We start from the raw sequence: 24,884 nt of genomic DNA, 5'->3' as shown, positions 1-24,884 counted from the left end.
ACGCGGTCAGGCGAGCACCGCCTCGGGCGTGGGAAGGAACTTACTGCTGCGGGGTCGAGGGCGACTCGACGGTGATCTCGCCGTCGATGATCTGCTGCTTGAGATCCTCGACTTCCTTCTTCAGGCCGTCATCGACCTTGTCCTCGAAATCGTGGTAGGGCGCCAGACTCACGCCCTCGTTCTCGAGGTTTCCGACGTAGGGAGCCGAATCCCACTTGCCATCTTTAGAGGCTTTGATCGTTTCGTAGACGGACCGAGCGATTTCCTTCTTCACCGACGTCAGCATGACGTCTTTGTATTCTGGTGCGTACTCGTAACCATCGGAGTCGACCCAGATGATCTTCGTCCCATCAGCCTTCGATGCAGCTGAAGCGGCACCGAGGCCGACGGGACCGGCGACCGGCATGATGATGTCCGCACCTTGGGAGATGAACTGCTCGGTCAGCGCCTTGCCCTGGCCCTGATTCTCGAAGTCGCCGGAGAAGGAGCCCTCCTGCTTGTCCTTGTCCCAGCCGAGGAGCTTGACGTCCTTGCCCTTGTCCTCGTTGTACTTCTTCACACCGTCGGCGAAGCCGTCCATGAAGATCGACACGGACGGGATCTGCATGCCGCCGAAGGTAGCGACCTTGCCCGACTCGCTCATGCCGGCGGCGAGGTATCCGGCGAGGTAAGAGGCCTCGGCGGTGTTGAAGACCAGCGGCTTGGCGTTGTCGAGCTTCACCGGCTTATTGTCTGTGTCCTCAAACATCGCGTCCACGAGTGCGAAGTGCATGTCGGTGTTGTTCTCGGCGGCTTCCTGCAGCGCGTCCTCGAGGAGGAAGCCAACGCCGAAGGTTAGGTTGCAGCCCTGCTGGATCATGTTATCGACGTTCGGCTTGTAGTCCGAGTCCTCCTTGGACTCAACATCCTTCTCCTTGATATTGAAGTCCTTGACGGCCTTTTCCAAGCCCGCCTTGCTGGACTGGTTGAACGACTTGTCGTCCCAGCCGCCGGAGTCGGAGACCATGCACGCCTTGAAGTCGCTGCCCTTGCCGTCGCCTTCTGAGGACTTCTCAGGAGCCTCGCCACAGGCCGAGAGCAGCAGCGCCGAGGCTGCCATCAGGGCGGTGGCCGGAACCATAATCGATTTCTTCACAGGACGTCTCCCAGTCTCGAGTGTTGTGCCAAGAGGTGAACCTGGCCATTCGATGAGAGCGGCCTGCACCTATCATGAGTCATTTTTGCACATTTTCCCCGGCAAGGAGCCTGGATTCGGCAGACGTTGCCCAGCCGTGATGTGGCCGCAGGTGTGGCGATCCTGCAACACAGAGGGCGCAATCCTGCCATACGGCTCCATTTCCGCCCCGATCGGGCCGCTGAGCCGCTAATGTCCCGAGTACGACTTTCGTCCAGTCCTACCAGCTTCGGCTGCCCGTCTGAAAGGCCCGACCGATGAATGCTCCGCGCCGCACCCGGCGTCCGGCCCCGCCGTCTGAGGAGGCGGCGCGCACGCTTGCCGCCATCGAAGCGGTCGTGCGCGCCAATCAGCGGCAGGTCATCAGCCTCCGCACTGCGACCGCCCGGTTCCTGCGCCAGGAGCGGCTGAGCCTGACGGACTTCCTCGTGCTGCAGCTCATCTCGCTGGCCGCTGACGATGAGCAGCCGGCCAGCCCGCAGGAGATCTGCCGGCAGCTCGACATCTCCGCCTCGACGCTGACGTCGATCACCGAACGGCTCTGCGCTGCCGAGTTCGTCGTGCGGCAGCGGCATGACACCGACCGCCGCCGCACTGCCCTGCTTCCCACAGATAGCGCCACAGCACTGCTCCAACGGCATCACCGGCTCCTCACCCGCTCATACGCCGAAGCACTTGCGGCACATCCAGGTGCCACCCTAACTACCGTTCAGGCTGTCATTGATACGCTAAATGCAGGAAATATCCTATGCGCCAATAGGCTAGAACTCCCGATGGGCAGTTAGTTCCAATTAGGTGGTAGTAAACATCTACCCAAGCTCGCTACCGGGACAGCCCGCAACCAACGCATCCCCCACTAAGCGCATCACCCCGCGCAGCCACCGGCGCTCTTTCCTTTCGCGACAGACCCAACCATGCATGGAGCACCGGTAGCACCTATTCGTACGACAACGCCTGTTATCCGTCTGCACAAATAGGTGCTACCGAAGCAACATATTCCGAGAATAGCATCGTCGCAGATGCGTTAACTATACTTGGATCCCCTTGGCGACGCAGACTACGTTCGACAAAACAGATTCCAAGAACAGACTTCCCAAAGAGTCTGACTATAGTCTTAAGATCACCGCGCTCGGCGGAGATTATCAGCAAACTTCTTCCAGTGCGCCCGCGTTTCTTCCCTTACAAATCGACTCTTAAGAAGTTTGCTTTTCGACCGAGCGCTAACAATCAACGTCCGATTGTTTCGGAATGTAAATCCAATGGTTGAGCCTTTTCCGTAGGCATGCCCCTTCAGAGCTGTGAACCCGAATGAAAAATACGTTGACGTGAAAGTCTCACTGCGCATCTTACATTTCATGTTCATAGCGCCGTAGCGAAGCGGAAGAACCTGACCCTTTTTCGGAAACTTCTTTGGAGCGCCCTTCACCGGAAAGTAACAGTTAAAGCACTTTTTGAGCAAAGACCGCGATTTAGAGAATGACTTATCAGTGTGATACTGGAAAGTGTACGCGAGCTTCATGCTCGCGGCGACGGCGCCAGGGGCCGCATCGGCGGCGTCGATGCTTTGAGTTAGAACGCCGCCCTTGACTTTAACTTCAGAAGGCAATGAAGCCCCTGCTGAGTCAGTCGCAGTTACCACGTCTACTGCCCCATACGTATTCAGATCGTCCACAATGAGGAGCTGCCCCTCGAATCCCGGCTCTAACCTGACGTCCTTCGGCGCATTGAGGTCAAATCGCAATTCCGCGGCACCCTTATCGGGCTCTACGGCAGTCGCAAATTCCACTCCTGAAGCATGTGGATTAACCTTCACGATGGATCGACCATCTGCGGACCAGATTTCTGCAGGACCCGAGCGCTCCACAGGCTTTCGGCTATCGGGAATCGTCACCTGGAAAGAAGTACCCGGCTGATCGCCCGCTTGGGCATGACCAGCATCGTCCGGCGCTTCCACGGATACGCGAGCGCCACTTCCTGAATGCTCTACAGAAAAGTTGCTAGCCTCCGCATCATAGGTTTGTTCAAAGTTCGCCGACCTAGCAAGATCCTCTACCGAGGTACGTGTAGCTGAATGGGCTACGCCCGAGGCTGAAATCAGGGCTGTGATCGTCACTGCGGCTACGGTAAATCGCATTGGGGATGACATATATGTATACCTTCATTCACTTATAGGATCATACTCAGATCCAGGGATTGAAGTTGAGATTATCACAGTGTCGGCTCTTCCGATCAATGTGCGGCGGACTTTTTTCGTTTGTCAGAGTCCGCCTCATAGATCAGGCAACCGAACGCCCCCTTGCCCTTGCTTCCAGGAGGTCCTTGAAACCTTCGACGCGAGCAACGCCCGGCGCGCAGTCGTCCCCAGCAGCAAGCGCGGTGACACCGCAGCCGTGATCGCCCGCGTACCATGGGCCCGTGGCACATCTACTCGGCGCGGAAGCGATCGCACTCGAATACCCGACCCGCACGGTCTTCGACTCCGTCACCCTCGGCATCGACGCCGGTGACCGGATCGGCATCGTCGGCCGCAACGGCGACGGCAAGTCCAGCCTCATGGGGATGCTCGCCGGCACCATCACCCCCGATGCCGGGCGGGTGACCCGCCGCGGCGGCACCCGGCTGGGAGTCCTCGACCAGACCGATGATCTCTACACCGCGGCGACGGTGCAGGAGTCCATCGCCGGCGACGCCCCCGAACACGTCTGGGCCTCGGACCCCAAGATCCGTGATGTGCTCGCAGGCCTGACCGGTGACATCGACTTCACCGCCCGGATCGGTGCGCTCTCCGGCGGGCAGCGCCGCCGGGTGGCACTGGCGAAGCTGCTCGTCGGCGACTGGGACATCCTCGCCCTCGACGAGCCGACCAACCACCTCGACGTCGAGGGGATCGCGTGGCTGGCCGAGCATCTCAAAAGGCGCTGGCCGGCCGGATCCGGGGCGCTGCTCGTCATCACCCACGACCGGTGGTTCCTCGACGAGGTGTGCACGACGACGTGGGAGGTCCACGACGGGATCGTCGAACCCTTCGAAGGCGGATACGCCGCCTATGTCCTGCAGCGCGTCGAACGCGACCGGCAGGCCGCGGTGGCCGAGGCGAAGCGGCAGAACCTCATGCGCAAGGAGCTCGCCTGGCTGCGCCGGGGCGCTCCGGCCCGGACGTCGAAGCCGAAGTTCCGCATCGATGCGGCCAACGCGCTCATCGCCGATGTGCCGCCGGTGCGCAATCCGATCGAGCTCACCCGCCTGGCGACCGCCCGGCTGGGCAAGGACGTCATCGATGTCGAGGACGCCTCGGTGTCCTTCGGCGAGCGCGAGATCCTCCACGACGTCACGTGGCGGATCGGGCCCGGTGAGCGCTCCGGGATCCTCGGCGCCAACGGGGCGGGCAAGTCGACGCTGCTCGGTCTCATCGCCGGCACGATCACACCGAGCGCCGGGCGCGTCAAGCGCGGCAAGACCGTCAAGCTCGCCGTGCTCGATCAGCAGTTCTCGCAGCTGGCCGAGATCGAAGGCGAGCGGGTGCGCGAGGTGCTCGCCCGGCAGAAGACCTCGGTCGTCGTCGACGGCAAGGAGCTCACGCCCGCGCAGCTGCTCGAGCGCCTCGGGTTCTCGAATGCGCATCTCTCGGCCCGGGTCGGGGATCTCTCCGGCGGGCAGCGCCGGCGCCTGCAGCTGCTGCTCGTGCTGCTCGATGAGCCGAACGTCATGATCCTCGACGAGCCGACCAACGACCTCGACGTCGACATGCTCGCCGCGATGGAGGACCTCCTCGATTCGTGGCCGGGCACCCTGCTCGTCGTCTCCCACGACCGCTACCTGCTCGAACGCGTGACCGACCAGCAGTACGCGATCCTCGACGGCCGCCTGCGGCATGTGCCCGGCGGGGTCGATGAGTATCTCAAGCTGCAGCGGCAGTCCGGGCCTGCCGAGTCTGCCCGTTCCCGAGGCGGTGGGCACCCGAGTGCCACCGCTGACGGTGGCGACGGGGCTGGGACTGATGGTGCCGGCGCGCCGGCGGGTCTGTCCGGTGCCGAACGGCGTGCGGCGGAGAAGGAGCTCGCCTCGCTCGAACGCCGGATGGACAAGGTCGGTGAGCAGATCAGCAAGGTGCATGAGCGCATGGCCGCACACGACCAGACCGACTTCGAGGGACTGCAGACGTACACGCAGGAGCTGCAGGCACTCGAAGGCGAATCCGCCGAGCTCGAAGACCGGTGGCTGGAGCTCACCGATCAGCTCGGGTGAGCGGCGGCCGAGAGACTCGTGGGGCTCGACGTTCCCTGTTAGGTTGCGAACATGAGTGATGAGCATCGTCGCTGGCAGCGAGGCGACCACATCTTCTGGACCTACCGCAACCCGGACTTTCCCGATCTCGTCGATCGACGTCCCGTGACGGTCATCGCCGATGATGAGCGACATCTTGCCGTCTGGCTGGCACCCGGTACCCGGATGCTCTTCCAGGTCAGTGCCGACGGGCAGGAGCTGCGCTCCCTCAGCGGAACCGGTCCCTTCACTGCACCGCGAGCCCAGGCCGTCAGGTCATGGGCGGGTTCGGGGATCGTCGCTGTCTTCCAGCCGGAGACGATGTACTCCGTCTGGTTCTGCGAGACAGCACCGGGCGTCCGCGAAACGTATTACGTCAACATCGAAGAGGAATGCATCCGGACGGCATCCGGTATCGAAAGCGCCGATCTCGTCCTCGACGTCGTCGCCGGCCCTGACCGCCGATGCGCGTTCAAGGACGAAGACGAGCTTGCCCTCGCTCATCGCGCAGGGAGGTTCTCGACGGCGAAGGTCGAGCAGATCAGAGAAGTCGCCAGGCAGGCCGTGAGAGATGTTGAGAACTGGGTGTGTCCGTTCAACGCCGGCTACGAGCGCTTCCAGCCCGACCCTGAATGGACAGTGCCGACGCTGCCTGCCGATGCTGAGTGGGAGTTCGACGCTGATGCAGGTCAGAGCTGAGGAGGAGACCGGCGATCGGTCGCCGTCTTGCCGATCAGCGCGGCTTGTGCTGCAGGTACCGGCGGATCGGCGGGAGCCAGAGCACAGCGGCGACGAGCACTGCTGCCACCGGAGCTGCGACGACCGGGAACGCGAACGCCGGGAGTGCCACGGCGAAGATTGAGACAGCCACGGTGATGGCCACCGCCACGGTGGTGATGATCCAGCCGTACGGGAGGCTGAGCCAGTAGACGATCGCGGCGAGGGCAGCCACGCCGAGGGCGACCAGTGCAGGGATCACAACCGTCCGCCAGTCCATGAAGTAGCCCGGCATGACGGTGATCTCGGTGAACCAGCCGATCACGATGGCGGTCCATCCGAGCGCGGCGACGGTCACCATGCGCGGCGCGAAAGTCGGATCTTCGCATTCTGCGAACCGGACGCTCATGTGGGCTCCTCCCCCCGGGGCCGGCGGCGAACCTGCCGGCTGGTCTCGCTCGCCTGAGCGAGGCGAACCTGTTCCTGACAGACTATACCGGCGGGCTACGCACGGCGTGACTCACCACGCCGTGGTCTCTTCCGTCTCAGAACGCCCATGATGGTGCCAGCCGGACGAAAGGCACTCCGCCGGAGCGGCCGGCGCCCACCCGCTCCGCCGGCAGGATCTCGCTGCCCTCACCGACTCGGCGCCACCGCAGCACACCAGCCTGCAACTGCGACAGCTGGCCAGTGGACGGACAACGCTGCCGCGGTCTCCGGCCACACGCCTCCATCGGGGAATCAGCAGGAGAATCGCTTCCGGCGACCGCTTCCGCACCCCGCGCTCGCTCTCGCTGAGCTACGTTATCCCATGCTCGGACTGCATTTGCCTACGCATTACCAGAAAAGGGGTTACGAAAATTGTCGTAGCCGATTCGACTTTCTGCGTAGGTCGCGAGTCGAGTATTATTGCCAAGGTCGTAGAAAGCAGTTCTGCAGCAATGGAAGAGCATCACCCCAGCAGTTCAGCTTTGATTGCGTGTTCAACTGCGATGAGCACTGAACTCGACAATGGGAATCCCGCGCTGATCAGACTCGGCCCAGCCACCGGGTGCTCACCAAGCTCTTCGCGGAGCTCACTCCGTCAGGCGCCCGGCGCATCAGGCGTACTCGAGCTCCCCTGCTGCCCCCAACGCGGTGCGAGCTCCAGATACCGGTGCAGTGCAGACACCCACGACAACCTGCCCACGACACGACCACCGACGGCACCAGAAAAGACGCCCTCCACGTCATCCGACTGACCGAGTGTGAACCCGGGAGCCCAGCAGCGGCAACACTGTCGACGCCTGTCGGGCGCCGGTGGCCGTCCCAGCCGTAGGACGCCCAAGGCGCCGGGATCCGCTGCTTCCGGGCCGCAACGACATATTCACATCTATAACGAGCCAGGCTGTAACTGCATCGGATTCATCTGGGCCATTTCATCGTCAAGCGCTCATCGCAGTAGCACTCACCCGGCCAGTGAAAAGTCAATTGGCAGCAATCGGCGTCGATGCACAATTCGTCAGACATCGTCATATGAGCATTCGACGGCGAATTCAGGAATTCGGCAGAACATCTTAATTTGGATTCTCTGTGAAAATACACTGATTTCTGATCGCACAGCGATCATCTATTGCACTACCCTTATGAAAAGAGAATGGACATGAAGAAGTCATCCCTTATTGCTGTTTCTGTTGCCGCCGGTATCACTCTCGGGGGAGCCGGTCTGTCCCCAGCCCTCGCCGCGCCTCCAGCTGCAGATGTGCGGCCGTCCGTCACCGACCATGCTCAGCCTGGTGCGGAGTTCGGTGACATCACTGCCGACCAGTGGCAGGAGATCGCGCGTGCGGCGGAAGCCGATGGTGATGCAGCGAGTGCAGAAGCTGCCCGCGATGCTGCGCAGATCGCCGTCGCCGAGCCAGCCGCTGTCGACTCCGACGCCTATCAGGCACAGGGCTGGGGTGTCATCGCCAAGATGGCGGTCAAAGCCGCATTGAAGTACGGCAAGCCGTTCCTGCCCGACTACATCCGCCCGATCGCCGATGAGCTCTACGAGCTTATGGACAAGATCGGTGACCCGACCGAGAAGGAGTTCGTCGAGCTCCTCATCGACCAGGGCGTCGAAGCTGACCGAGCACGCCTGATCTCAAAGTGGGTGCACGCGTTCATCTGACCCACTGACCGGCTGCCCTTTCATCGTCGCGCCTCGGGAGCGTCGGCTCCCGGGGCCCGGTCGCGGGCGAGGGCGGTCATGCCGGGTGATGACCGCTTTCAGGATGATTGCTTCGACTGTGCGCTCTCGTGCTTCGCCGCGGCCTGCCGGACGCGGACAGCACCGACGAATCCGAGGATGAGGAAGACGGTTGCGGTCAGCAGCGTCCACCGGGTGGCGTCGGCGAATCCGGTCGCGAGCGCGTCGACGACGGCGAAAGTGTGCTCCCCGAACTGACTGCCAGATCCTTCGGCCCGCAGCTGGACGATGGTGCCGCCGGCTGACTGGCGTGTCGCCTCGGCAAGCGCGTCACCGGCCTGTCCGGTCATGCCGGCAGAGCCGAGGGCGCTCGGCAGGGTGAGGGCCAGCGACAGGGACAGGGCAGCACCGGCGAACGCGGTGCCGAGTGCCGAGCCGACCTGGCGGACGGTGCTCTGGGTGGCCGAGGCCTGCCCAGAGCTGCCGACCGGGATCTCATTGAGCACGGTGCTGGTCAGCTGCGCTGATGCCAGGCCGAGGCCGAGTCCATAGGCGACGAGCGGGGCCGCAATGATCCAGGCCGGTGTCTGGCCGCCGATGACGAACGTGAGAACGAGCACGCCGCTGACTTCGAGTCCGAGGCCGATGAGCATGGTGGCCGGAGCCCCGAGCCGGGCGGCGACGTGCCGCGCAGCAGCCCCGGAGAAGAACGCGCCGAGTGCCATTGCGGCAAGCACCAGGCCGGCGCTCATGACGCTGAGAGCCAGGGCGTTGATGAGGTAGAGCGGCAGGACGAAGATGATGGCGAACTCGCCGATCGCGACCATTGCGGCAGCGACGTTGCCCCACGAGAAGGTCGAGTAGGAGAACAGCCCGAGGTCGAGGATGGCTGACCGGTGCCGGCGCGCGCGGCGCCTCTCCCAGCGGATGAAGACGATAAAGGCGAGAACGGAGACCGCCAGCGCGACCGGCACGGCAGAGATCGGGGCGACGGCCGGCCAACTCCAGCCGAGGATGACGAGGTCGGCCGTGGGTGTCCACCAGCCGAGGTCGGGGCCTTCGATGACGGCGAAGACGAGGGCGCCGAAGGTGAGGATGCTCAGGATCGCACCGTCGATGTCAGCACCGGGCAGGCGCTGATCGCTGCGGGTCTCGCGCACCGTGAAGACTGCGGCGAGCGCCACGAGCAGGCCGAGGGGCACATTCACAAGGAAGATCCAATGCCAGGACATCCATTGGGTCAGCGCACCGCCAGCCAGCGGGCCGACAGCGGCGGCACCCGAGATGACTGCGCCCCACACACCGAAAGCTGCCGCCCGGTAGCGGCCGCGGAACACGGCGTTGACGGTTGAGAGCGTCGAAGGCATGATGAGCGCCGCACCCACGGCCTGCACGGCGCGAGCGGCGATGAGCGGCCCCGCCGCAGTCGACAGGCCAGCGAGAATGCTGCCGGCGATGAAGACGGCCAGGCCAGTGATGAAGGTGCCTTTGCGGCCCCAGCTGTCGGCGAGTTTGCCGGTCGACAGCAGCAGGGCGGCCAGCAGCACCGCGTAGAGGCTGTTGACCCACTGTGCCTGGGCCAGGTCGAGGCGGAGGTCGGTGATGATCGCCGGCAGTGCCACCCCGACGATCGTGCCGTCGAGGACGATGAGTCCGAGCCCGACCGACAGGACGGCCAACGCGAGCCAGTCGCGACGTTCCGGACGCGCACCGGTGCCCTCCGCCTCGAAAGCGGTCATCAGGCGCTCACGGCCGTCCGGGATTCAGCAGACGCGGCGGTGGGCGGTGTGGTGATGGCCCGGCGCAGGGCGATGATGAAGATGATGAGGCCAGCAGTGATGAGGATGTGGCCGAGGCCTGCGATGCCGGCGATCATGGCGTTGGATTCCCGGCCGAGGACGGTGAGGCTGCCGTGCCAGACCATCATCGCCACGGTGGTGAGCACGCCGGCGTTGTAGAGCCAGAGGAACCAGGTGAACAGCTTCGGGCTGCCGGAGAGCGCGAAGACCTTCTCGAGGGCGAGGAAGATGAGGAACATCATGAAGCCGAGCGCCAGCAGATGGGTGTGCGTGGCCGAGAGCTGGGTGAACTCGCCGGCGGGGAAGTCGTTGGCTTTGGTGAATTCGCGGTAGTACAGGCCGGCGGCGAGCCCGAGGATGAGGTAGGCGGTTGCGGCCCTGAACAGTGCGGTCATGGGTATCCCTTCTCTGGAGAGCCTGGTGCAGGTGCAGGAGGCGTCGATTCCATCTCACCAGGATCCCCGGCAGTTGGGATCGTGCGGGAGGTCGAACCCGGCATCAACCGAACGGTTGATTCTCAGCTGCAGGCAGGCGCTCAGTCGCGGGCGCGCAGCCAGCCAGTCGCTGGCGGGCGGGCGAACGCCCAGTCGCCGCCGAGTGCTCAGCCGGTCACCAGGTGGGCGCCGCCGGCCGGTGCGGTGGTGCGCACCACGTCGCGGACTCCGCGGGTGGCTTCGAGCAGCACGGTGAGGTCGAGGGCATGGGTCGGGTCGGCGACGAGGAACCCGACCGTCGGTCCTGATCCGGACACGAGCGCAGCCAGGGCCCCTGCCTGCCGCCCGGATTCCATGACTTCGGCGATGCCGGGCAGCAGTTCGATCGCCGCGTCGGTCATGTCGTTGTGTAGCACCCCGGCCAGAGCGTGCGGGTCACCTGCGGTCAGCGCGGTGACGACGTCATCGGGGTCGCGCAGCGTGTCATCGGTCGCTGTCGAGGTCTCGCGGCGCAGCTCATCGAGGGTGCGGTACACCTCGGGTGTGGACAGGGACGCCACCGAGGTGGCGAGCACCCAGTGGAATGCACCGGACCCGGCGACGGGCACGAGTTCGTCGCCGCGGCCGGTGCCGATCGCGGTGCCGCCGGTGAGCGCGAACGGCACGTCGGCGCCGAGTTCGGCGGCGATCCGGGTGAGCAGGTCAGCGTCATCGCAGCCGATGAGTTCGGCATAGGCGACCAGTGCCGCAGCCGCGTCGGCTGACCCGCCGCCCATCCCGCCGGCGACCGGGACCTGTTTGTCGATCGTGATGGCGACCGGGATGTGCGTCTCAGTCGCCTCGGACAGTGCCGCGACGGCTTGGACGGCGAGGTTGCGGTCATCGAGTGGGACGGTCGTGTCCGCCCGGGGGCCGGTGAGTGTCACCGCGGTCTCGGCCGCCGGTGACAGGGTGATCGTCTCGGCCAGGTCGAGGGTCTGGAAGACGCTGACGAGGTCGTGGTAGCCGTCGGCGCGCTGCGGGCCGACGGAGAGGAAGACGTTGATCTTGCCGTAGGCACGCGCGGTGACCGAGCGGGCGCCGAGCTGGGCGACTTCTGCGTTCATGCCCGGTCCTCCTCCCCCATTCCCGAGGCGGTGGGCGCTGTTCCTGAGGCCGTGGGAGCCGCGCCCGAGGCGGTGGGCGCCTGGACGCTGGTCGTCTCCGCCGCCTCGGCGATGGCGATGAAGTCGGTGATCGTCAGCGTCTCCCCACGTGCCCGCGGGTCGACGCCGGCTGCGGTGAGGATCTGCTCGGCGCGGGCGGGCGAGCCGGCCCAGCCGGACAGGGCTGAGCGCAGGGTCTTGCGGCGCTGGGCGAAGGCGGCGTCGATGCAGGAGAACACCGCCTGCTTCTCAGCGGTGTAGGGGTGTGCGTGGCGGGTGATGCGCACGAGCCCGGAGTCGATGTTGGGGGCCGGCCAGAAGACGTTCTTGCCGATGGTGCCGGCCCGGGTGACGGTGCCGTACCACTGGGCTTTGGCGCTGGGCACCCCGTAGGTGCGCGAGCCGGGGCCGGCGGCGAGCCGGTCGGCGACTTCGGCCTGGACCATGACGAGGACCGTGTCGATGGTGGGGAAGGCGGCGAGGAAGTGCAGCAGCACCGGCACGGCGACGTTGTAGGGCAGGTTCGCTACGAGCGCCAGCGGGCCGGGTGCCGCGCTCCCGGCGGCATCGGGCAGGTCGGTGACGTGCAGGGCGTCAGCGGTGACGAGGGCGAAGGCGGCATCGGCGCCGTGGTGGGTCTCGATCGTGGCCGGCAGCCGGGCGGCAAGCACCGGGTCGACTTCGACGGCGGTGACGGCGTGGCCGGCTTCGAGCAGCGCGAGGGTCAGTGAGCCGAGTCCGGGGCCGATCTCGACGACCCGGCAGTTCTCGTCCAGTTCGGCAGCGGAGACGATCATGCGCACCGTATTGGGGTCGATGACGAAGTTCTGCCCGCGCTGCTTGGTGGGGCGCAGGCCGATCTCGGCGGCGAGTGCCCTGATGTCGCGGGCACTGAGGAGGTTCGTCACGGTTCTTACCCTAAACGACTCAGTGGCGCTGTCCACCACAACGTCTGCAGGCACCCGATAGGGTGGCAGCTATGGATCCGCAGACGCTGGCCGCCGTGCTCGACCCCGAGGTGTACCGCCTGCTCGATGAGTTGGAGTACTCGCGTGCCGGTGAGCTCGCCCTCGCTGAGCGGCTGCGCAGGCAGGGGCTCAGCGCTGAGGCCGCGACGGCGGTGCTCGCCCAGGCCGAGCTGAGGCAGGAGGCGGAGGCGAAGTTCGGGCCATTCGCAGCCGATATGCTCTTCACCCGCCCTGGCCTGGAGCAGGCGACCCGTCTGCCGGTCGCGGCCCATCATGCCGCCCGGATGACCGCCGCGGGCGCGCAGGTCATCGCCGACCTGGGCTGCGGGATCGGCGCCGATGCGCTGGCCTTCGCTGGTCTCGGCGCCAGCGTTGAGGCTGTCGATGCCGATGAGGTGACTGCGGCGATCGCGGCGTTCAACCTGCGGCACCTCGACACCGTCACTGTCTCCCACGCCCGCGCCGAGGACTACGATCTCTCCCGCGCCGATGCGCTCTGGCTCGACCCGGCCCGGCGCGACACCGCCTCGGGCAAGGCCAGCGGCGCCTCTCGCCTGAGCGATCCCGAGGCGTTCTCGCCGTCGCTGTCGTGGGCGTTCAAGGCCGCCGCCGAGGTGGCAGGTGCCGGGATCAAGCTCGGGCCGGCGCTGGATCATGGCCTGGTTCCTCACGGCTGGGAGGCGCAGTGGGTCTCGCATGACGGTGATGTGGTCGAGGTGGCGCTGTATCACGGTGCGGTGTGCCAGCGGCCGGGCCGCAGCGCCCTCGTCATGCGCGACGGCGGAACCCTGGCCGTCCACGAATCCGAGGTGCCGGCAGACGATGAGGAGGGCATCGGCGAGCTCGGTGCGTACCTCTTCGAACCCGATGGCGCGATCGTGCGCGCCGGTCTCGTGCGAGCGCTCTGCGCGCCGCTGGATGTGCGGCGCATCTCCCCTCCGATCGCGTATCTGACCGGGGACGCCCTGCCGGCTGGAGCTGCCGCTCGGGCGGTGCGGGCCTGGCGGATCGCCGATGTGCTGCCGGCTGGCATCAAGCCGCTGCGCCGGGCGCTCGTCGAACGCGGCATCAGCCGGGTCGTCATCAAGAAGCGCGGTGCTGATATCGCACCCGACCAGGTGCGGCGCCAGCTCAAGCTGCCCAAGGGCGGTCAGTCCGCCACTCTGTTCTTCACCCGGATCGGTGAGCAGCATGCGGTGCTGCTGGCCGATGACGTCGAGCTGGGTGCGGCGGCCGAGCCGTGACCTGCCCGCCGCACCGAGCCCCCCTGCGTCCAGCGCTCCCCATCACCCGTCCCTGATCCCCCGTCCCCTGATCGCCCGTCCCCTGACCAGTTCTGTACCCCCAGCGAGAGGAATCCGATGTCCCGCGCCGACCACCTCATCACCGTTGACCAGCTTGCTGCTGAGCGCATGTCCGCCTCGCCGCCGGTGCTGCTCGATGTCCGCTGGAGCCTGCAGCAGCCTGACGGCTCCGGCGCGTTCGCCGCCGGTCACATCCCCGGTGCGCTCTACGTCTCCCTCGATGACGATCTGGCCGGGCCCAGCGATGACGCCCGCGAGGGCCGCCACCCGCTGCCGAGCCCGAACCGGTTCGAGCAGACCGTCCGTGCGTGGGGGATCGAGGCCGCCACCCCGGTCGTCGTCTACGACGCCGGCCCGGGCCTCGGCGCCGCCCGCGCCTGGTGGCTGCTGCGCTGGGCCGGTGTCGGCAATGTGCGACTGCTCGACGGCGGCTATGCCGCCTGGACGCAGGCCGAACACGAGGTCGAGGCCGGGTCTGCTGAGAGCGCCGCCGCCGAGGTGTCGGCGTCGGCTTTCGAGATCAGGCCCGGTCAGCTGCCGGTCACCGATGCCGATGGGATCGCACAGCTGGCGGACACGGGCACGGTCATCGACGCTCGTGCGCCTGAGCGCTACGCCGGTGAGTCCGAGCCGATGGACGCACGTGCCGGGCACATCCCTGGTGCCCTTTCGGCACCTGCGCCCGGGAACCTCTCCGATGGGATGTTCCTCGAAGCCGACGGGCTCAAGCAGCGCTTCGCCGCCCTCGGCATCGATGTCGAGGCCGGCAACGGCGGCGGTGAGGGCGGTCAGGCGCCGGTGGGCGTGTACTGCGGTTCGGGTGTGACGGCGTGTCACAATGCGCTGGCGCTGGCGACGCTGGGCATCGACTCGGTGCTCTACGCACCGAGCTGGTCGGGCTGGTCATCGGATGCCCACCGGCCGGCCGCCACCGGGTTCGAGAAGCCCGTCGACAGCTGAACGTCGTCGAATAGCTGGGACGGTTTCAGCCCGCTGATACTCGGTTCAGCCCTGTGGGTTCAATCCTGCGGGTTCAGCCCTGTGGTGCGGTTGCCGCCCATACGTCTCGCCATTTGTCTGCGAGCGTGTCGATGTTCTCATGCGCGTTGAGGCCGCTGGGCTGCGGGAGAACCCACAGCTGCGTGTCTGCCGGCCAGCCGTCGATGAGGGCGGTGTCCTGCCGGCCGAGCACGGCTTTCGACTGCCGGAATGCGGTGCGGAATGCGGTGATCCCGGCGATCCCTGCCGCCTGCGGGCGCAGCGTCTGGATACGGGTAACGAGTGCGGCTGCGCCGTCGCGCAGTTCGCCTGGCTTGAGCTCATCGGCGCGGGCGGTGGCCCGGCCGACGATGTTCGTGATTCCGATGCCGCGGGTGATGAGGTGGCGTTCGTCGGCCACGGCCAGTCCGCGTGAGGCGTCGATGAGGTGATCGGTCAGGCCTGCCCGGTGCAGGGAGGGCCAGAACCTGTTTCCCGGCCGGACGAAGGGAGCGTTGACCGCTGCCGTCCACAGGCCGGGGTTGATGCCGATGATGAGCAGCCGCAGCGGCGGGTCGCCGGGACCGGGCAGCACGTCGTCGATCGAGTCCGGGTTGTCAGTGGCGAAGGCCGGCAGGTCGTCCTTCGTCGGCTTGCGGCCGCCCAGCGGTGACGGGCGCCGTGACGAGGACGCCTGCTGCGTCGCCTGCGGGTCTGGCAGGCTCACTGTGGGCTGTCATCCGGTCGGCGGGTCTGGCGCTGGCGGCGCACAGCGTTCTCCTTCTGCGCATCGCGGGAGAAGGCGTAGAGGACTCCGGCTAAGACGACGGAGCCGAAGACGGCGAGGAAGCCGTAATCCTGCAGGTAGGCCATGGTGTCCGGCGCCATCCATGCGTAGATGCCGGTGATCGCGAACGACACGGCGGTCAAGACGGCCCAGATGAGGACGAAATCGGATGTGCGACGCGGTCGCTGAGTGAAGAACCGGGCGATGCGGCCCCTCTCTTTCCCGGTGTGCCCTTTCCCGGTGCGGTCCTTAACGGTGGGCCGCTTCCCGGTGGGCTGCCAGTCGGTGTGCTGCCGGTCGGCCGGGTGGTGCGGGGCTGCCATGATGCCGTCACGTCCGTTCGCGGGTTCGGGGCTCGTCTGCCCAGATCAGGCAGATCCTGAGGGTTGGCTCCACTGTACTCTCCGGCACCCGGTGTCTCAACGGTTCGTGCAGGTCAGCACCGCCATCAGCGCACCGTGCGGGCGCCGGTGCACTCAGCTGCAGTCCGGCGGGTCAGCTCCCTCGATCTGCACCGGCAGGGAGCCGGTGGCCGCAAGGTCACCTGACAGATAGCGGGCGACGGCTGTCATGCCCGGCTGCCAGTCGTCGTAGATCGCCAGCTGGGTGCCGGAGTCGAAGCCCTCCAGCTCCCACGGCCCAGACAGGGCCACGGCGACATCGGCCGTCGTCGAGTTCCGCTCCGCGGCCTGCTTGACGGTCTCGGATCCCAGCAGCGGACCCGGCACCAGCGCGACCGTGGTCTCAGCGCTGTCGGTGACCTTCAGCCCGGCGTCCTCCGCGGCCTCGGTGAAGGCTTTGACGCCCAGATCGGAGCCGGTGACCGAGACCTCGTCAACAGGATCAGCGAACCGGCATTCGCCTGCCATGACGGTCAGTGCGGCATCGGCGAGCTGCTGGCGCTGTTCATCCTCGCCCGGCCCGGAATCCTCACCGCTCTCGTCAGCAGCGGTCTGGTCAGCACCGGTCTGGCCGGCCACCGCGGTCTGCCACAGCTGGGCGGCCACCACCCGGGTGGCGGACTCCTTCAGGTCCTCGCGCTTCAAGGTGCCGTCTGAAAGCGCGGTGCGCACCGCCTCGGCGGCAGCAGCGCTGTCCGGGGGCAGGAGCGCGAGATCCGCTCCGGCGGCAAGCGCCCTGACGGTCTCCTGGCCGGGGCTGCCGGCCGTGACCGCACCCATATTCAGGGCGTCGGTGACGATGAGGCCCTCGAATCCGACGTCCTCACGCAGCGCCTGGTAGGCCTTCGGGTTGAGCGAGGCCGGCAGCGTCTCATCATCGGGCAGTGCGATGTGGCCGACCATCATCGAGGTCGCGACACCGGCCTCAGCGGCATCGGCGAACGGCACGAAGTCGCGGTCGGCGAGCTCGCCGAGGGACTTCTGTGACACCGGCAGCGTCTCGTGGGAGTCCTCGGTCAGCGCCCCATGGCCGGGGAAGTGCTTGAGCGAGGAGATGATCCCCGCCTCGTCATAACCGGTGACCGCGGCCTCGACCACGGACGAGACCCGCTGCGGGTCATCACCGGCAGACCGCACGCTGATGGCGGGGTCGTCCTTGCCGACGGTGACGTCGGCGATGGGGGCGAAGTCGGTGGTGAAGCCGAGTTCGATGAGGTCACGGCCCTGCAGCGCGGTGATCTGGCTGGTCAGCGCCGGATCGTCAGCCGCACCGTGGGCCATGAGCGGCGGCAGTTCGACGGCCGCGCTGCCGGCACGGGTGACCGGACCGCCCTCCTGGTCGACGCCGATCATCGTCTGCCAACCGCGCTCACCGGCAGCGGTGCGGAACTGCTCGGTCATACTCGCGACCGTCTGCCGGTCGACGTCCTGCGGAAGGTTGTAGGGCATGACGATGACGCCGGCGAGCTGGTGATCACGGATGAGCTGGGCCCCGGCTGCGGCATCGGTGCCGTCATAGGAGCCCATGATGACCGCCCCGGCCAGCGCCGTGTCGTCCATCTCGGCGACGATGCCCGCAGCCTCGTCGGTGAAGTCGGCAGGCCGGGCGTCGGGCTGCGCACTCGTCGTCGGTGCGTTCGCCGCCGGGGTCTCAGCGGCCACAGGGCTGCTCTGCTCTTGGGGACCGTCAGTTTCGGCACGGCTGCAGCCGGTGAGCGTGAGGGCGCCAGCGAGCAGTCCGGCGAGGACGATCGAAGAGGTGCGAGCCATGAGGCCATCGTAACGGGCTCGGCGCGGCCACCGCCTCGGGAACGGATGGGCAGGAAATGACAAGGGTTCTGTAGGATTTGCGCATGGTGGATTTCGCGCGCTCTCAACGGTCGACCCTCGGCGTCGAATGGGAACTCGGGCTTGTCGATGCGGTCTCGCTCGACCTCGTGCCGCGTGCCGGCGAGGTGCTCGCTGCCGTCGAGGAGCGCGCCGCGCTGCGCGGGCGGATCGTCGGGGAGATGCTGACGAACACCGTCGAGGCGGTCACCGGCGTGCACCGCACCGTCGCTGAGGCCAGTGCGGATCTGGCCGAGACGATCGGGCAGCTGCATGAGATCACCGAGCCGCTGGGCATCCGGATGCTCTCGGCCGGCACCCACCCGTTCGCGCGCTGGAAGGATCAGCAGGTCACCGAGGCCGAACGCTACGCCGAGCTCATCAACCGCACCCAGTGGTGGGGCCGGCACATGCTCATCTTCGGGCTGCACACGCATGTCGGGATCGATGACCGGGACAAGGTGCTGCCGATCCTGAACGCGCTGCTGGCCTATGTGCCGCACCTGCAGGCGGTGAGTGCGTCTTCGCCGTTCTGGTCCAGGCAGGACACAAGCTACGCCTCGAACCGGGCGATGATGTTCCAGCAGCTGCCGACCGCCGGGCTGCCGTACCAGTTCGATGCGTGGGCTGACTACGAGGCGTATACGCGCGACATGTTCACCACCGGGGTCATCGATGAGATCAACGAGATCCGCTGGGACATCCGCCCAGCGCCCAAGTGGGGCACGATCGAGGTGCGGGTCTGCGATGCGATGCCGAGCCTGCGCGAGGTCGCCGCCGTCACCGCGTTCGTCCAGTGCCTCGTCGATGACTTCTCCGCCCGCCTCGATGCCGGTGAGACCCTGCCGACGATGCCGGATTGGTTCCATGTGGAGAACAAGTGGCGGGCGGCGCGCTATGCGATGGAGGCGATCATCATCGAAAACGCCGCCGCCGATGAGCGGCTCGTCACCGATGTCATCGCCGATGAGGTCGCGCGCTTGCAGCCGGTGGCTGAGCGGCTCGGCTGCGTCGATGAGCTGGCCGACATGCTGCGCTTCGCTGAGACCGGGGCGAGCTATCAGCGTCAGCGCGCGGAGTTCTACCGCACCGGCGAGCTGACCGCTGTGGCTCGGCAGCTGGCCGAGGAATTCGACACCGGGGTGCTCGGCCGGCTCTGATCGCGGGGCCGGGTCGCCGCTCCCGAGGCGGTGGCGGGCAGGTTTCCCGTCGCGGGCGGGGTTCCGATCGCCGGCAGGTTTCCAGCCGCCGCCAGGGTTCCAGTCGCCTGCAGGGTTCCAGTCGCCGGGTGCGCGCCGTCCTTCAAGCGTCGAGCACCGCGCGCAGCTGTGGCCAGGCGGCCGCGAAACCGGGGTGCAGCGGATAGTCGGTGACCTCGTCCAGGGGCACCCAGCGCAGGTCAAGGCTTTCGATATCGGCGATGAAGGCCTCAAGCCGCTCGGTGGCCTCGGCGATGACGGTCGTATACGACCAGCCGTCCTTGTCGACGACATGCGTGTCGAGGATCCGGATGCCGGTGCCGTCGAGAGCCGGGACACCTGCTTCTTCGTGGCATTCGCGGATCGCCCCGGCGGTCGGGGTCTCATCGGCGTCGATCGCCCCGCCGGGGATTCCCCACGTGTCGCCGTGGGCTGACCACGGCACCCGGTGCTGCAGCAGCACGCCGCGCTCACGGTCGTGGATGAGCAGGCCGGCGGCACCGAACCTGCCCCAGAAGCGTCCCTGCGGGGTTTCGATCCAGCCGTCACCGGAGCGGCGGCGGGCCCGCAGCTCTTCGATCGGCGGCATGGACCGGCGCGCCTCGGCTGGAGTCGGGCCCCTGTCCGGTCCCGGGGATCCGCTGCGGTCAGGGTCGGATGTAGACATCGCGCACCTCCAGAGATGAGAACACCGCGAAGTCCTCTGGTGAGGGCGGCAGTCCGCGGGTGACGAGTTCGGCGCCGAGGGCGGCGACCATCGCACCGTTGTCGGTGCACAGGTTCAGCGGCGGGATCCGCAGGGTGACGCCGGCCTCGCCGCAGCGTTCGGCCAGGGTCTCGCGCAGCCGTCGGTTGGCCGCCACTCCCCCGCCGAGCATGACGTGGTCGATGCCGTGATCCTCACACGCGAGCAGCGTCTTGGTCACGAGCACGTCGACGACGGCCGTCTCGAAGGATGCGGTGACATCGGCTAAGCGCAGGTCGGTCAGCTGCCGGCTGGTCTCCGGGCTGCCGGCTGCGCGTGCGGCCTCGTAGGCGGTGACGAACCGCAGGGCTGCGGTCTTGAGCCCGGAGAAGGAGAAGGAGTAGCGGCGGGCCGGGTCGCGGAGGTCCTTGGCGGTGGAGAGTCCGCGCGGGAATTTCACGCTGGCCGGGTCGCCGGGCTGGCCGGTGCCGTCGAGGATGCCGGCGGCGGCTTTCGAGATGTTCGGCCCGCCCGGATAGCTCAGGCCCAGCAGCCGGGCGGTTTTGTCGAAGGCCTCACCGGCGGCGTCGTCGATGGTGGCGCCGAGCAGTTCGATGTCGTCGACGAGGTCGCCGATGCGCAGGATCTCGGTGTGCCCGCCGGAGACGAGCAGCGCGATCGACGGGGTGACCGGGCCCGAGGCGGTGGCCGGCTGGCCGGTGTCCCCCGGTCCCGAGGCGGTGGCTGGCTGACCGATGTCCCCCGCTCCCGAGGTGGTGGCTGGCTGCTGCAGGTCGTCGGCGACGAGGTCGACGGCGATGTGGGCGGCTAAGTGGTTGATGCCGTACAGGGGCAGCCCGGTGGCCGCGGCCAGGCCTTTGGCGGCGGCGACGCCGACCATGAGCGCGCCGGAGAGCCCGGGGCCTGCGGTCACGGCGATCGCGTCGATGTCATCGAGAGTGACGCCGGCGTCGGTGAGGGCTTCGTCGACGGTCGGGCCGATGGCGTGGACGTGGGCGCGGGAGGCGACTTCGGGCACGACGCCGCCGAAGCGCACGTGCTCGTCCATCGAGGAGGCGACGGTGTTCGTCAGCAGGGTGCGCCCGCGCACGATCCCGACGCCGGTTTCGTCGCAGGAGGATTCGATGCCGAGGACGAGTGGGCCGTCAGCAGCGCTCATCGGCTCGCCTCAGCGGCGTTGGTGCGGGCTTCGGCTGCGAGGGCAGTGAAGGTCTCAGCGAGGAAGTCAGGGTTGCCCTGGCTGTCCATCGGGTGGCCGAGCTGTGCGGCCAGCAGTTCGAGGTGGGAGGGCCACAGGCCCTCGACCTGGCTGTCGATCGAATCGGCGACGGCGGTGTGATCAGGGTGTGGGCGGGTGACGATGACCTCGGTGGTGCTCTCGTCGTCCTCGGCGGGCCGGAGGCTGAGGCCGGTGAGCCCGAAGTCGGCGAAGTCGAGCATGACATCGGATTCTTCGGCACAGTGGATGATCTCGGCGGTGAAGGTCTCGCCGTCGCCGGCGTCGAAGGTCAGTGTGTCGCCGGCCCGCGTGTACGGCGCGAACCACGCGCCACAGGCGGCAGGGTCTGCGATCTGTGCCCACACCTCGGCGGCGGTCACCGGCAGTGTCGTGCGGATGTCGAGGTCGACGCCGTCTTCCCAGGAGACGAGTGAGAAGCGCAGGACAGGCGAGGATGTCATGGCATCAGGCTACCAATTCCGGGCCGCGCAGTTCGGTCAGTTGACGAGTGTCACAGCAGTGCGCGCATGAGCACGGCGTCGGCGTCGCGGTAGTAGCCGGGGCGGCGGTCGAGTTCTACGAATCCGTCGGCGGCGTACATCGCCTGGGCCGCTATGTTGTCGGCGCGGACGTCGAGGTGGACGGCTTCGACGCCGTGGGCGCGGGCGTGGTCGAGCAGCGCGTCGAGCAGCCGGCGTCCGATCCCCTGCCGGCGTGCGTCCGGGTGGGAGGCGATCGTGAGGATGTCGGCCTGCGGGCCCGAGACGCTCAGACCGGCGAAGCCGAGGAGCCCAGGGCTCGCGGCGTTGCCGGCGGCTGCGGCGTCGAGGACGATGAAGTGCCGTCCGGGGGCTGCGAGCTCGGACCAGAAGTAGGCCTCTAACCAGGCATCGGCGCCGAAGATCTCGGCGTCGAGGGCGGCGATGGGTGCGATGTCGAACCAGCGCATCCGCCGGATCACTCCGGCGTCGGCACCTGCGGCCGCAGCGCCCGCGGCGGGGTTGGTTCCTGCGGCTGGGTCGGCTCCCGTCGCCTCGGCTTGTGCCTCAGCTTCTGCGGCAGGGCCGGTTCCTGCAGCGGGGTCAGCTCCTGCGGCGGGGTCGTCGCTCATCGCAGGCTCGTCTCACGGCGGGCGGCCGGGGCGGCGTCGGGGGCGCGCAGGTAAAGCGGGGTCATCGGCCACAGCTCACCGCCTGCTGCCAGGATCCGGTGGGCGGCGATCGCGAGGTCGGCAGCCGCCGGAGGTGCGGTGTCGAGGATCGGGTCGGCCACCTCGGGCACGGCGAGCAGCTCAGGATAGAGCTCGAACCCGCCTCCGATGCCAGCCGGCGTCGGCTCCCCTGCCGTCTGTGTCAGGTGAGCTGCCAGATCGGCCGGTGCCGACACCTCGGGCCCGGCTGCGATGACGGGCACGCCGTGTTCGTCGAGTCCGGCGAAGCGGGTCCAGTAGACCTCTCTGCGGCGCGCATCGGTGGCGGTGAGCAGCGGGGCTGCGGGGTCGAGGCTGCGGTAGGCGCGCACGGCGAGCGCGAGGTGGCTGGGCACCCCGGCAGCGGTGATGCCGGCGCCGAGGCTGTAGCCGATCGCGGTGGCGATGCCGGCGCGCAGGCCGGTGAAGGGGCCGGGCCCGATTCCGGTGACGACGAGTTCGGGGGCCGGCTGGCCGGCGGTGAGTGAGCGGACGGACGGGCCGGTGAGCTCGGCGTGCTTGCCGCCGGCGGCCGCGCTCCACTCGGCGAGCACCCTCTCGCCGTCGGTCAGTGCCGCGGTGGCCGTGGCCGAGGTGTCGATCGCGAGGATGATCATGCGGGCTCCTGGTCTGCGTAGGCGGCGGCGATGGCGCTGATGCGCGTATGCCAGCTCGGCCCGGTCGGGATGAGCCGGATCGTGCGGGTCTCGTCCTCATCAGCCTCGGTGAGGTCGACGGGGCCGGGTGAGCTGTCACCGAGGAGGTCGGAGACGTCGAGGGAACCGGTGTCAGGGGCGGTGGCAGGGTCGGTGGCAGGGGCATCGCTGGTGGCGTCTGCACTGCCGGCGTCTGCGCTGGCAGTCGGATCGGCAACGGGTGCCGCTTCGGAGTCCTCGCCGGCGCGGGTGATGACGATCTCGAGGTGATCCGCCGAGAGCTCTTCGGCCAGTCCGCGGCCCCATTCGATGACGGTGACGGCTTCGTCGTGGCCGTATTCGAGGTCGAGGTCGGAGAACTCGGCGGCGTCGCCGAGGCGGTAGGCGTCGACGTGCACGAGCGGCGGCCGGTCTGGGGTCGGGTTCGCGTGTGCGCGGGCGATGACGAAGGTCGGTGAGGACACCCGGCCGCTCACCCCGAGGGCGGTGGCGAGGAACTGGGTGAGCGTCGTCTTCCCGGCCCCGAGGTTGCCGGTGAGGATGAGCACGTCACCGGCCTGCAGCTGGCCAGCCAGCAGTGCGGCGAAGCGCTCCATGGCCTCGCGGTCGCCGATCTCAAGGTGAGTCTGCTCGGTCACTGGGCACCGCCTCGGGTGTGGTCACCGGGGGCAGGCGCGCTGCCGGCATCCGCGCCGACGGCGATGCGGTCGACGCGGGCGCTGATGCAGGTGACGATCTCGTAGTTGATCGTCTCGCACCAGCTGGCCCACTCTTCGGCGCTCGGGCCGGTGGTGCCGTCGCCGATGATGATCACCTCATCGCCGATCGCCACCTCGCCACCGGTCTCAGCCGGGCCGATGTCGAGGATCATCTGGTCCATCGCGATCCGCCCGACGATCGGGTAGCGACGCCCCTGGATGGCGACTTCCCCGCGGTTGCCGGCGATGCGCGGCAGACCGTCGCCGTAGCCGCCGGCGACGAGTGCGAATCGGGTGTCGCGCTCACACCGGTAGGTCAGGCCGTAGGAGGCGCCGTGACCTGCGGGGACGTCCTTGACGTTGAGGACACGGGAGGTCACGGTCATGACCGGGGTGAGGCCGAGCTGCGCGGCGGTTCTGTCTTCGAACGGGCTGATGCCGTAGAGGCTGATGCCGGCGCGCACGTGGCTGCCGGGCACCGGGTCGAGTGAGAGCGCAGCCGGCGAATTGGCGAGCGTCACCATGAGGTCGTCTGCGCGCAGCGCGTACGGCAGTTCGGCCTGCAGGCGCCCGTAGAGGGTGTCGAAGCAGTGCAGCTGGTCGACGGTCGCCGGGTCGCCGGGGATGTCGGCGTTGGCGAAATGGGTCATGATGCCGGTCACCCGCACCGGCGCCGAGGCGGTGGTCCCCTGCGCGCGGGCGGCGGTGCCGGCCTGAGTGGCGAGCTCGCGCAGCCGGTCGAGCACGGTCTCAAGCTGCTGCAGAGAGAGACCGTTGCGGCCCAGCCCCGTGTCGAGCTTGAGGTGCACGTCCTGGGTCAGGCCGGTCTGCTCACCTGCGGCGATGGCGGCTTCGAGGGCCTCGGGGGTGGAGATGCCGAGTTCGATGCCGGCGCGTGTGCAGGCGGTGAGGTCGGCAGCCGAGTCGAAGAGCCAGCACAGGATCCGAGCCCCGGAATCCGGGCCGAGCAGCTGGGACAGGGCCACCGCCTCGGGCACGGTCGCCACGGCGAAGTCCCGCAGTCCGGCGGCATACAGCGCGGGGGCGACGATGTCGATGGAGTGGCCGTAGGCGTCGGCCTTGACGACGGCCATGAGCTGGGCGGGAGCAACGCGCGCGGCGACGGTGCGGGCGTTGCGGATGAGTGCCGCGGTGTCGATGCGGGCGGTCACGACCGAGCCGGTCGCTGCCTGCGCCGCTGCTGCCATGGGCTGTCTCCTTCGCTGTCGGTGGGTGGTGCTGCCGGCTGG

24 protein-coding genes are annotated in these 24,884 nt (G+C 67.6%); 7 read left to right on the top strand and 17 right to left on the bottom strand.

From position 1 onward, the window contains the following. Positions 1 to 40: 40 nt before the first annotated feature. On the bottom strand, positions 41 to 1,135 hold the full coding sequence (locus H9634_RS10680) for a BMP family lipoprotein (RefSeq protein WP_318245082.1): 1,095 nt from the start codon (positions 1,133 to 1,135) through the stop codon (positions 41 to 43). A gap of 296 nt (positions 1,136 to 1,431) precedes the next feature. Between H9634_RS10680 and H9634_RS10675 the strand changes: the two genes are divergently transcribed. Then, positions 1,432 to 1,959 (top strand): MarR family winged helix-turn-helix transcriptional regulator, encoded by a 528-nt coding sequence (locus tag H9634_RS10675; protein WP_191726638.1) that lies wholly within the window; start codon positions 1,432 to 1,434, stop codon positions 1,957 to 1,959. 335 nt (positions 1,960 to 2,294) lie between these two features. Here the strand turns inward: H9634_RS10675 and H9634_RS10670 are convergent, their stop codons facing one another. Further along, complete coding sequence (locus H9634_RS10670) at positions 2,295 to 3,287, bottom strand: hypothetical protein (protein ID WP_191726637.1); 993 nt, start codon at positions 3,285 to 3,287, stop codon at positions 2,295 to 2,297. Between the two features lie 302 nt (positions 3,288 to 3,589). On the opposite strand from H9634_RS10670, the gene H9634_RS10665 reads away from it, so the two are divergent. After that, positions 3,590 to 5,419, top strand: a complete 1,830-nt coding sequence (locus tag H9634_RS10665; protein WP_191726636.1) for an ABC-F family ATP-binding cassette domain-containing protein — start codon at positions 3,590 to 3,592, stop codon at positions 5,417 to 5,419. 51 nt (positions 5,420 to 5,470) lie between these two features. Next, entirely contained in the window at positions 5,471 to 6,136 is a 666-nt protein-coding gene (locus H9634_RS10660; protein ID WP_191726635.1) for a DUF402 domain-containing protein, read from the top strand. Positions 6,137 to 6,170: 34 nt separating this feature from the next. Here H9634_RS10660 and H9634_RS10655 read toward each other — a convergent pair whose 3' ends face one another. Next, positions 6,171 to 6,563 (bottom strand): hypothetical protein, encoded by a 393-nt coding sequence (locus H9634_RS10655; protein WP_191726634.1) that lies wholly within the window; start codon positions 6,561 to 6,563, stop codon positions 6,171 to 6,173. Between the two features lie 1,233 nt (positions 6,564 to 7,796). Here H9634_RS10655 and H9634_RS10650 point away from each other — a divergent pair. After that, positions 7,797 to 8,306: a hypothetical protein gene (locus H9634_RS10650; protein ID WP_191726633.1), complete on the top strand. Its 510-nt coding sequence runs from the start codon at positions 7,797 to 7,799 to the stop codon at positions 8,304 to 8,306. 98 nt (positions 8,307 to 8,404) lie between these two features. Here H9634_RS10650 and H9634_RS10645 read toward each other — a convergent pair whose 3' ends face one another. The 4 genes from H9634_RS10645 to rsmA all read right to left on the bottom strand — a co-directional run bounded on the left by H9634_RS10645 (position 8,405) and on the right by rsmA (position 12,610). Next, positions 8,405 to 10,063 (bottom strand): MFS transporter, encoded by a 1,659-nt coding sequence (locus H9634_RS10645; protein ID WP_191726632.1) that lies wholly within the window; start codon positions 10,061 to 10,063, stop codon positions 8,405 to 8,407. Next, positions 10,063 to 10,518 carry a DUF2871 domain-containing protein gene (locus H9634_RS10640; protein WP_191726631.1) on the bottom strand — a complete coding sequence of 152 codons (456 nt, stop codon included), beginning with the start codon at positions 10,516 to 10,518 and terminating at the stop codon, positions 10,063 to 10,065. Before H9634_RS10640 ends, H9634_RS10645 begins: the two co-directional genes overlap by 1 nt. Before the next feature lie 206 nt (positions 10,519 to 10,724). Then, complete coding sequence (locus H9634_RS10635; RefSeq protein ID WP_191726630.1) at positions 10,725 to 11,663, bottom strand: 4-(cytidine 5'-diphospho)-2-C-methyl-D-erythritol kinase; 939 nt, start codon at positions 11,661 to 11,663, stop codon at positions 10,725 to 10,727. Beyond that, positions 11,660 to 12,610, bottom strand: a complete 951-nt coding sequence (gene rsmA, locus H9634_RS10630; RefSeq protein ID WP_191726629.1) for a 16S rRNA (adenine(1518)-N(6)/adenine(1519)-N(6))-dimethyltransferase RsmA — start codon at positions 12,608 to 12,610, stop codon at positions 11,660 to 11,662. Before rsmA ends, H9634_RS10635 begins: the two co-directional genes overlap by 4 nt. A 71-nt stretch (positions 12,611 to 12,681) precedes the next feature. Between rsmA and H9634_RS10625 the strand changes: the two genes are divergently transcribed. Both H9634_RS10625 and H9634_RS10620 read left to right on the top strand, forming a co-directional pair. Beyond that, a complete protein-coding gene (locus H9634_RS10625) occupies positions 12,682 to 13,914 on the top strand; it encodes a class I SAM-dependent methyltransferase (protein ID WP_191726628.1) in 1,233 nt (410 codons plus the stop codon). A 117-nt stretch (positions 13,915 to 14,031) separates the two neighbouring features. Continuing rightward, positions 14,032 to 14,934, top strand: coding sequence for a sulfurtransferase (locus H9634_RS10620; RefSeq protein ID WP_191726627.1), 903 nt, complete (start codon positions 14,032 to 14,034; stop codon positions 14,932 to 14,934). A 73-nt stretch (positions 14,935 to 15,007) separates the two neighbouring features. Here the strand turns inward: H9634_RS10620 and H9634_RS10615 are convergent, their stop codons facing one another. From H9634_RS10615 to H9634_RS10605, 3 genes are all read right to left on the bottom strand, one after another. Further along, entirely contained in the window at positions 15,008 to 15,679 is a 672-nt protein-coding gene (locus tag H9634_RS10615; RefSeq protein ID WP_318245081.1) for a mismatch-specific DNA-glycosylase, read from the bottom strand. Then, positions 15,676 to 16,062: a hypothetical protein gene (locus H9634_RS10610; protein WP_191726626.1), complete on the bottom strand. Its 387-nt coding sequence runs from the start codon at positions 16,060 to 16,062 to the stop codon at positions 15,676 to 15,678. Before H9634_RS10610 ends, H9634_RS10615 begins: the two co-directional genes overlap by 4 nt. A gap of 153 nt (positions 16,063 to 16,215) precedes the next feature. Continuing rightward, positions 16,216 to 17,910, bottom strand: coding sequence for a glycoside hydrolase family 3 N-terminal domain-containing protein (locus H9634_RS10605; RefSeq protein ID WP_191726625.1), 1,695 nt, complete (start codon positions 17,908 to 17,910; stop codon positions 16,216 to 16,218). An 83-nt stretch (positions 17,911 to 17,993) separates the two neighbouring features. Between H9634_RS10605 and H9634_RS10600 the strand changes: the two genes are divergently transcribed. Then, a complete protein-coding gene (locus H9634_RS10600; protein ID WP_191726624.1) occupies positions 17,994 to 19,127 on the top strand; it encodes a glutamate--cysteine ligase in 1,134 nt (377 codons plus the stop codon). Between the two features lie 142 nt (positions 19,128 to 19,269). Here H9634_RS10600 and H9634_RS10595 read toward each other — a convergent pair whose 3' ends face one another. Genes H9634_RS10595 through alr form a run of 7 tightly spaced genes read right to left on the bottom strand, consistent with a single transcriptional unit; the run spans position 19,270 to position 24,842 of the window. Beyond that, positions 19,270 to 19,833 carry an NUDIX hydrolase gene (locus tag H9634_RS10595; protein ID WP_225210841.1) on the bottom strand — a complete coding sequence of 188 codons (564 nt, stop codon included), beginning with the start codon at positions 19,831 to 19,833 and terminating at the stop codon, positions 19,270 to 19,272. Then, a complete protein-coding gene (locus H9634_RS10590) occupies positions 19,814 to 21,031 on the bottom strand; it encodes a tRNA (adenosine(37)-N6)-threonylcarbamoyltransferase complex transferase subunit TsaD (RefSeq protein WP_191726623.1) in 1,218 nt (405 codons plus the stop codon). The genes H9634_RS10595 and H9634_RS10590 overlap by 20 nt, the downstream gene beginning before the upstream one ends. After that, positions 21,028 to 21,552, bottom strand: a complete 525-nt coding sequence (locus tag H9634_RS10585) for an SRPBCC family protein (protein WP_191726622.1) — start codon at positions 21,550 to 21,552, stop codon at positions 21,028 to 21,030. The genes H9634_RS10590 and H9634_RS10585 overlap by 4 nt, the downstream gene beginning before the upstream one ends. A gap of 50 nt (positions 21,553 to 21,602) precedes the next feature. Continuing rightward, complete coding sequence (locus tag H9634_RS10580; RefSeq protein ID WP_191726621.1) at positions 21,603 to 22,202, bottom strand: GNAT family N-acetyltransferase; 600 nt, start codon at positions 22,200 to 22,202, stop codon at positions 21,603 to 21,605. Then, positions 22,199 to 22,897, bottom strand: coding sequence for a tRNA (adenosine(37)-N6)-threonylcarbamoyltransferase complex dimerization subunit type 1 TsaB (tsaB, locus tag H9634_RS10575; protein WP_191726620.1), 699 nt, complete (start codon positions 22,895 to 22,897; stop codon positions 22,199 to 22,201). The genes H9634_RS10580 and tsaB overlap by 4 nt, the downstream gene beginning before the upstream one ends. Continuing rightward, positions 22,894 to 23,574: a tRNA (adenosine(37)-N6)-threonylcarbamoyltransferase complex ATPase subunit type 1 TsaE gene (gene tsaE / locus H9634_RS14915; RefSeq protein WP_318245080.1), complete on the bottom strand. Its 681-nt coding sequence runs from the start codon at positions 23,572 to 23,574 to the stop codon at positions 22,894 to 22,896. The genes tsaB and tsaE overlap by 4 nt, the downstream gene beginning before the upstream one ends. Next, positions 23,571 to 24,842 (bottom strand): alanine racemase, encoded by a 1,272-nt coding sequence (gene alr / locus H9634_RS10565; RefSeq protein WP_191726619.1) that lies wholly within the window; start codon positions 24,840 to 24,842, stop codon positions 23,571 to 23,573. The genes tsaE and alr overlap by 4 nt, the downstream gene beginning before the upstream one ends. Between the last annotated feature and the right edge of the window lie 42 nt (positions 24,843 to 24,884).

Origin of the sequence: Brevibacterium gallinarum (assembly GCF_014836885.1) — a bacterium.
GTDB classification, from domain to species: domain Bacteria; phylum Actinomycetota; class Actinomycetes; order Actinomycetales; family Brevibacteriaceae; genus Brevibacterium; species Brevibacterium gallinarum.
Note: the sequence above shows the minus strand (reverse complement) of the source record. Positions and strands in the feature narration are given on the sequence as shown.

Excerpts from the sequence above, each read along its gene's own strand:
- H9634_RS10675 (WP_191726638.1), top strand. The coding sequence starts at position 1,432 with ATGAATGCTCCGCGCCGCACCCGGCGTCCGGCCCCGCCGTCTGAGGAG.
- H9634_RS10660 (WP_191726635.1), top strand. The coding sequence starts at position 5,471 with ATGAGTGATGAGCATCGTCGCTGGCAGCGAGGCGACCACATCTTCTGG.
- H9634_RS10655 (WP_191726634.1), bottom strand. The coding sequence starts at position 6,563 with ATGAGCGTCCGGTTCGCAGAATGCGAAGATCCGACTTTCGCGCCGCGC.
- H9634_RS10650 (WP_191726633.1), top strand. The coding sequence starts at position 7,797 with ATGAAGAAGTCATCCCTTATTGCTGTTTCTGTTGCCGCCGGTATCACT.
- H9634_RS10645 (WP_191726632.1), bottom strand. The coding sequence starts at position 10,063 with ATGACCGCTTTCGAGGCGGAGGGCACCGGTGCGCGTCCGGAACGTCGC.
- H9634_RS10640 (WP_191726631.1), bottom strand. The coding sequence starts at position 10,518 with ATGACCGCACTGTTCAGGGCCGCAACCGCCTACCTCATCCTCGGGCTC.
- H9634_RS10635 (WP_191726630.1), bottom strand. The coding sequence starts at position 11,663 with ATGAACGCAGAAGTCGCCCAGCTCGGCGCCCGCTCGGTCACCGCGCGT.
- H9634_RS10625 (WP_191726628.1), top strand. The coding sequence starts at position 12,682 with ATGGATCCGCAGACGCTGGCCGCCGTGCTCGACCCCGAGGTGTACCGC.
- H9634_RS10620 (WP_191726627.1), top strand. The coding sequence starts at position 14,032 with ATGTCCCGCGCCGACCACCTCATCACCGTTGACCAGCTTGCTGCTGAG.
- H9634_RS10610 (WP_191726626.1), bottom strand. The coding sequence starts at position 16,062 with ATGGCAGCCCCGCACCACCCGGCCGACCGGCAGCACACCGACTGGCAG.
- H9634_RS10605 (WP_191726625.1), bottom strand. The coding sequence starts at position 17,910 with ATGGCTCGCACCTCTTCGATCGTCCTCGCCGGACTGCTCGCTGGCGCC.
- H9634_RS10600 (WP_191726624.1), top strand. The coding sequence starts at position 17,994 with ATGGTGGATTTCGCGCGCTCTCAACGGTCGACCCTCGGCGTCGAATGG.
- H9634_RS10595 (WP_225210841.1), bottom strand. The coding sequence starts at position 19,833 with ATGTCTACATCCGACCCTGACCGCAGCGGATCCCCGGGACCGGACAGG.
- H9634_RS10590 (WP_191726623.1), bottom strand. The coding sequence starts at position 21,031 with ATGAGCGCTGCTGACGGCCCACTCGTCCTCGGCATCGAATCCTCCTGC.
- H9634_RS10585 (WP_191726622.1), bottom strand. The coding sequence starts at position 21,552 with ATGACATCCTCGCCTGTCCTGCGCTTCTCACTCGTCTCCTGGGAAGAC.
- H9634_RS10580 (WP_191726621.1), bottom strand. The coding sequence starts at position 22,202 with ATGAGCGACGACCCCGCCGCAGGAGCTGACCCCGCTGCAGGAACCGGC.
- tsaB (WP_191726620.1), bottom strand. The coding sequence starts at position 22,897 with ATGATCATCCTCGCGATCGACACCTCGGCCACGGCCACCGCGGCACTG.
- alr (WP_191726619.1), bottom strand. The coding sequence starts at position 24,842 with ATGGCAGCAGCGGCGCAGGCAGCGACCGGCTCGGTCGTGACCGCCCGC.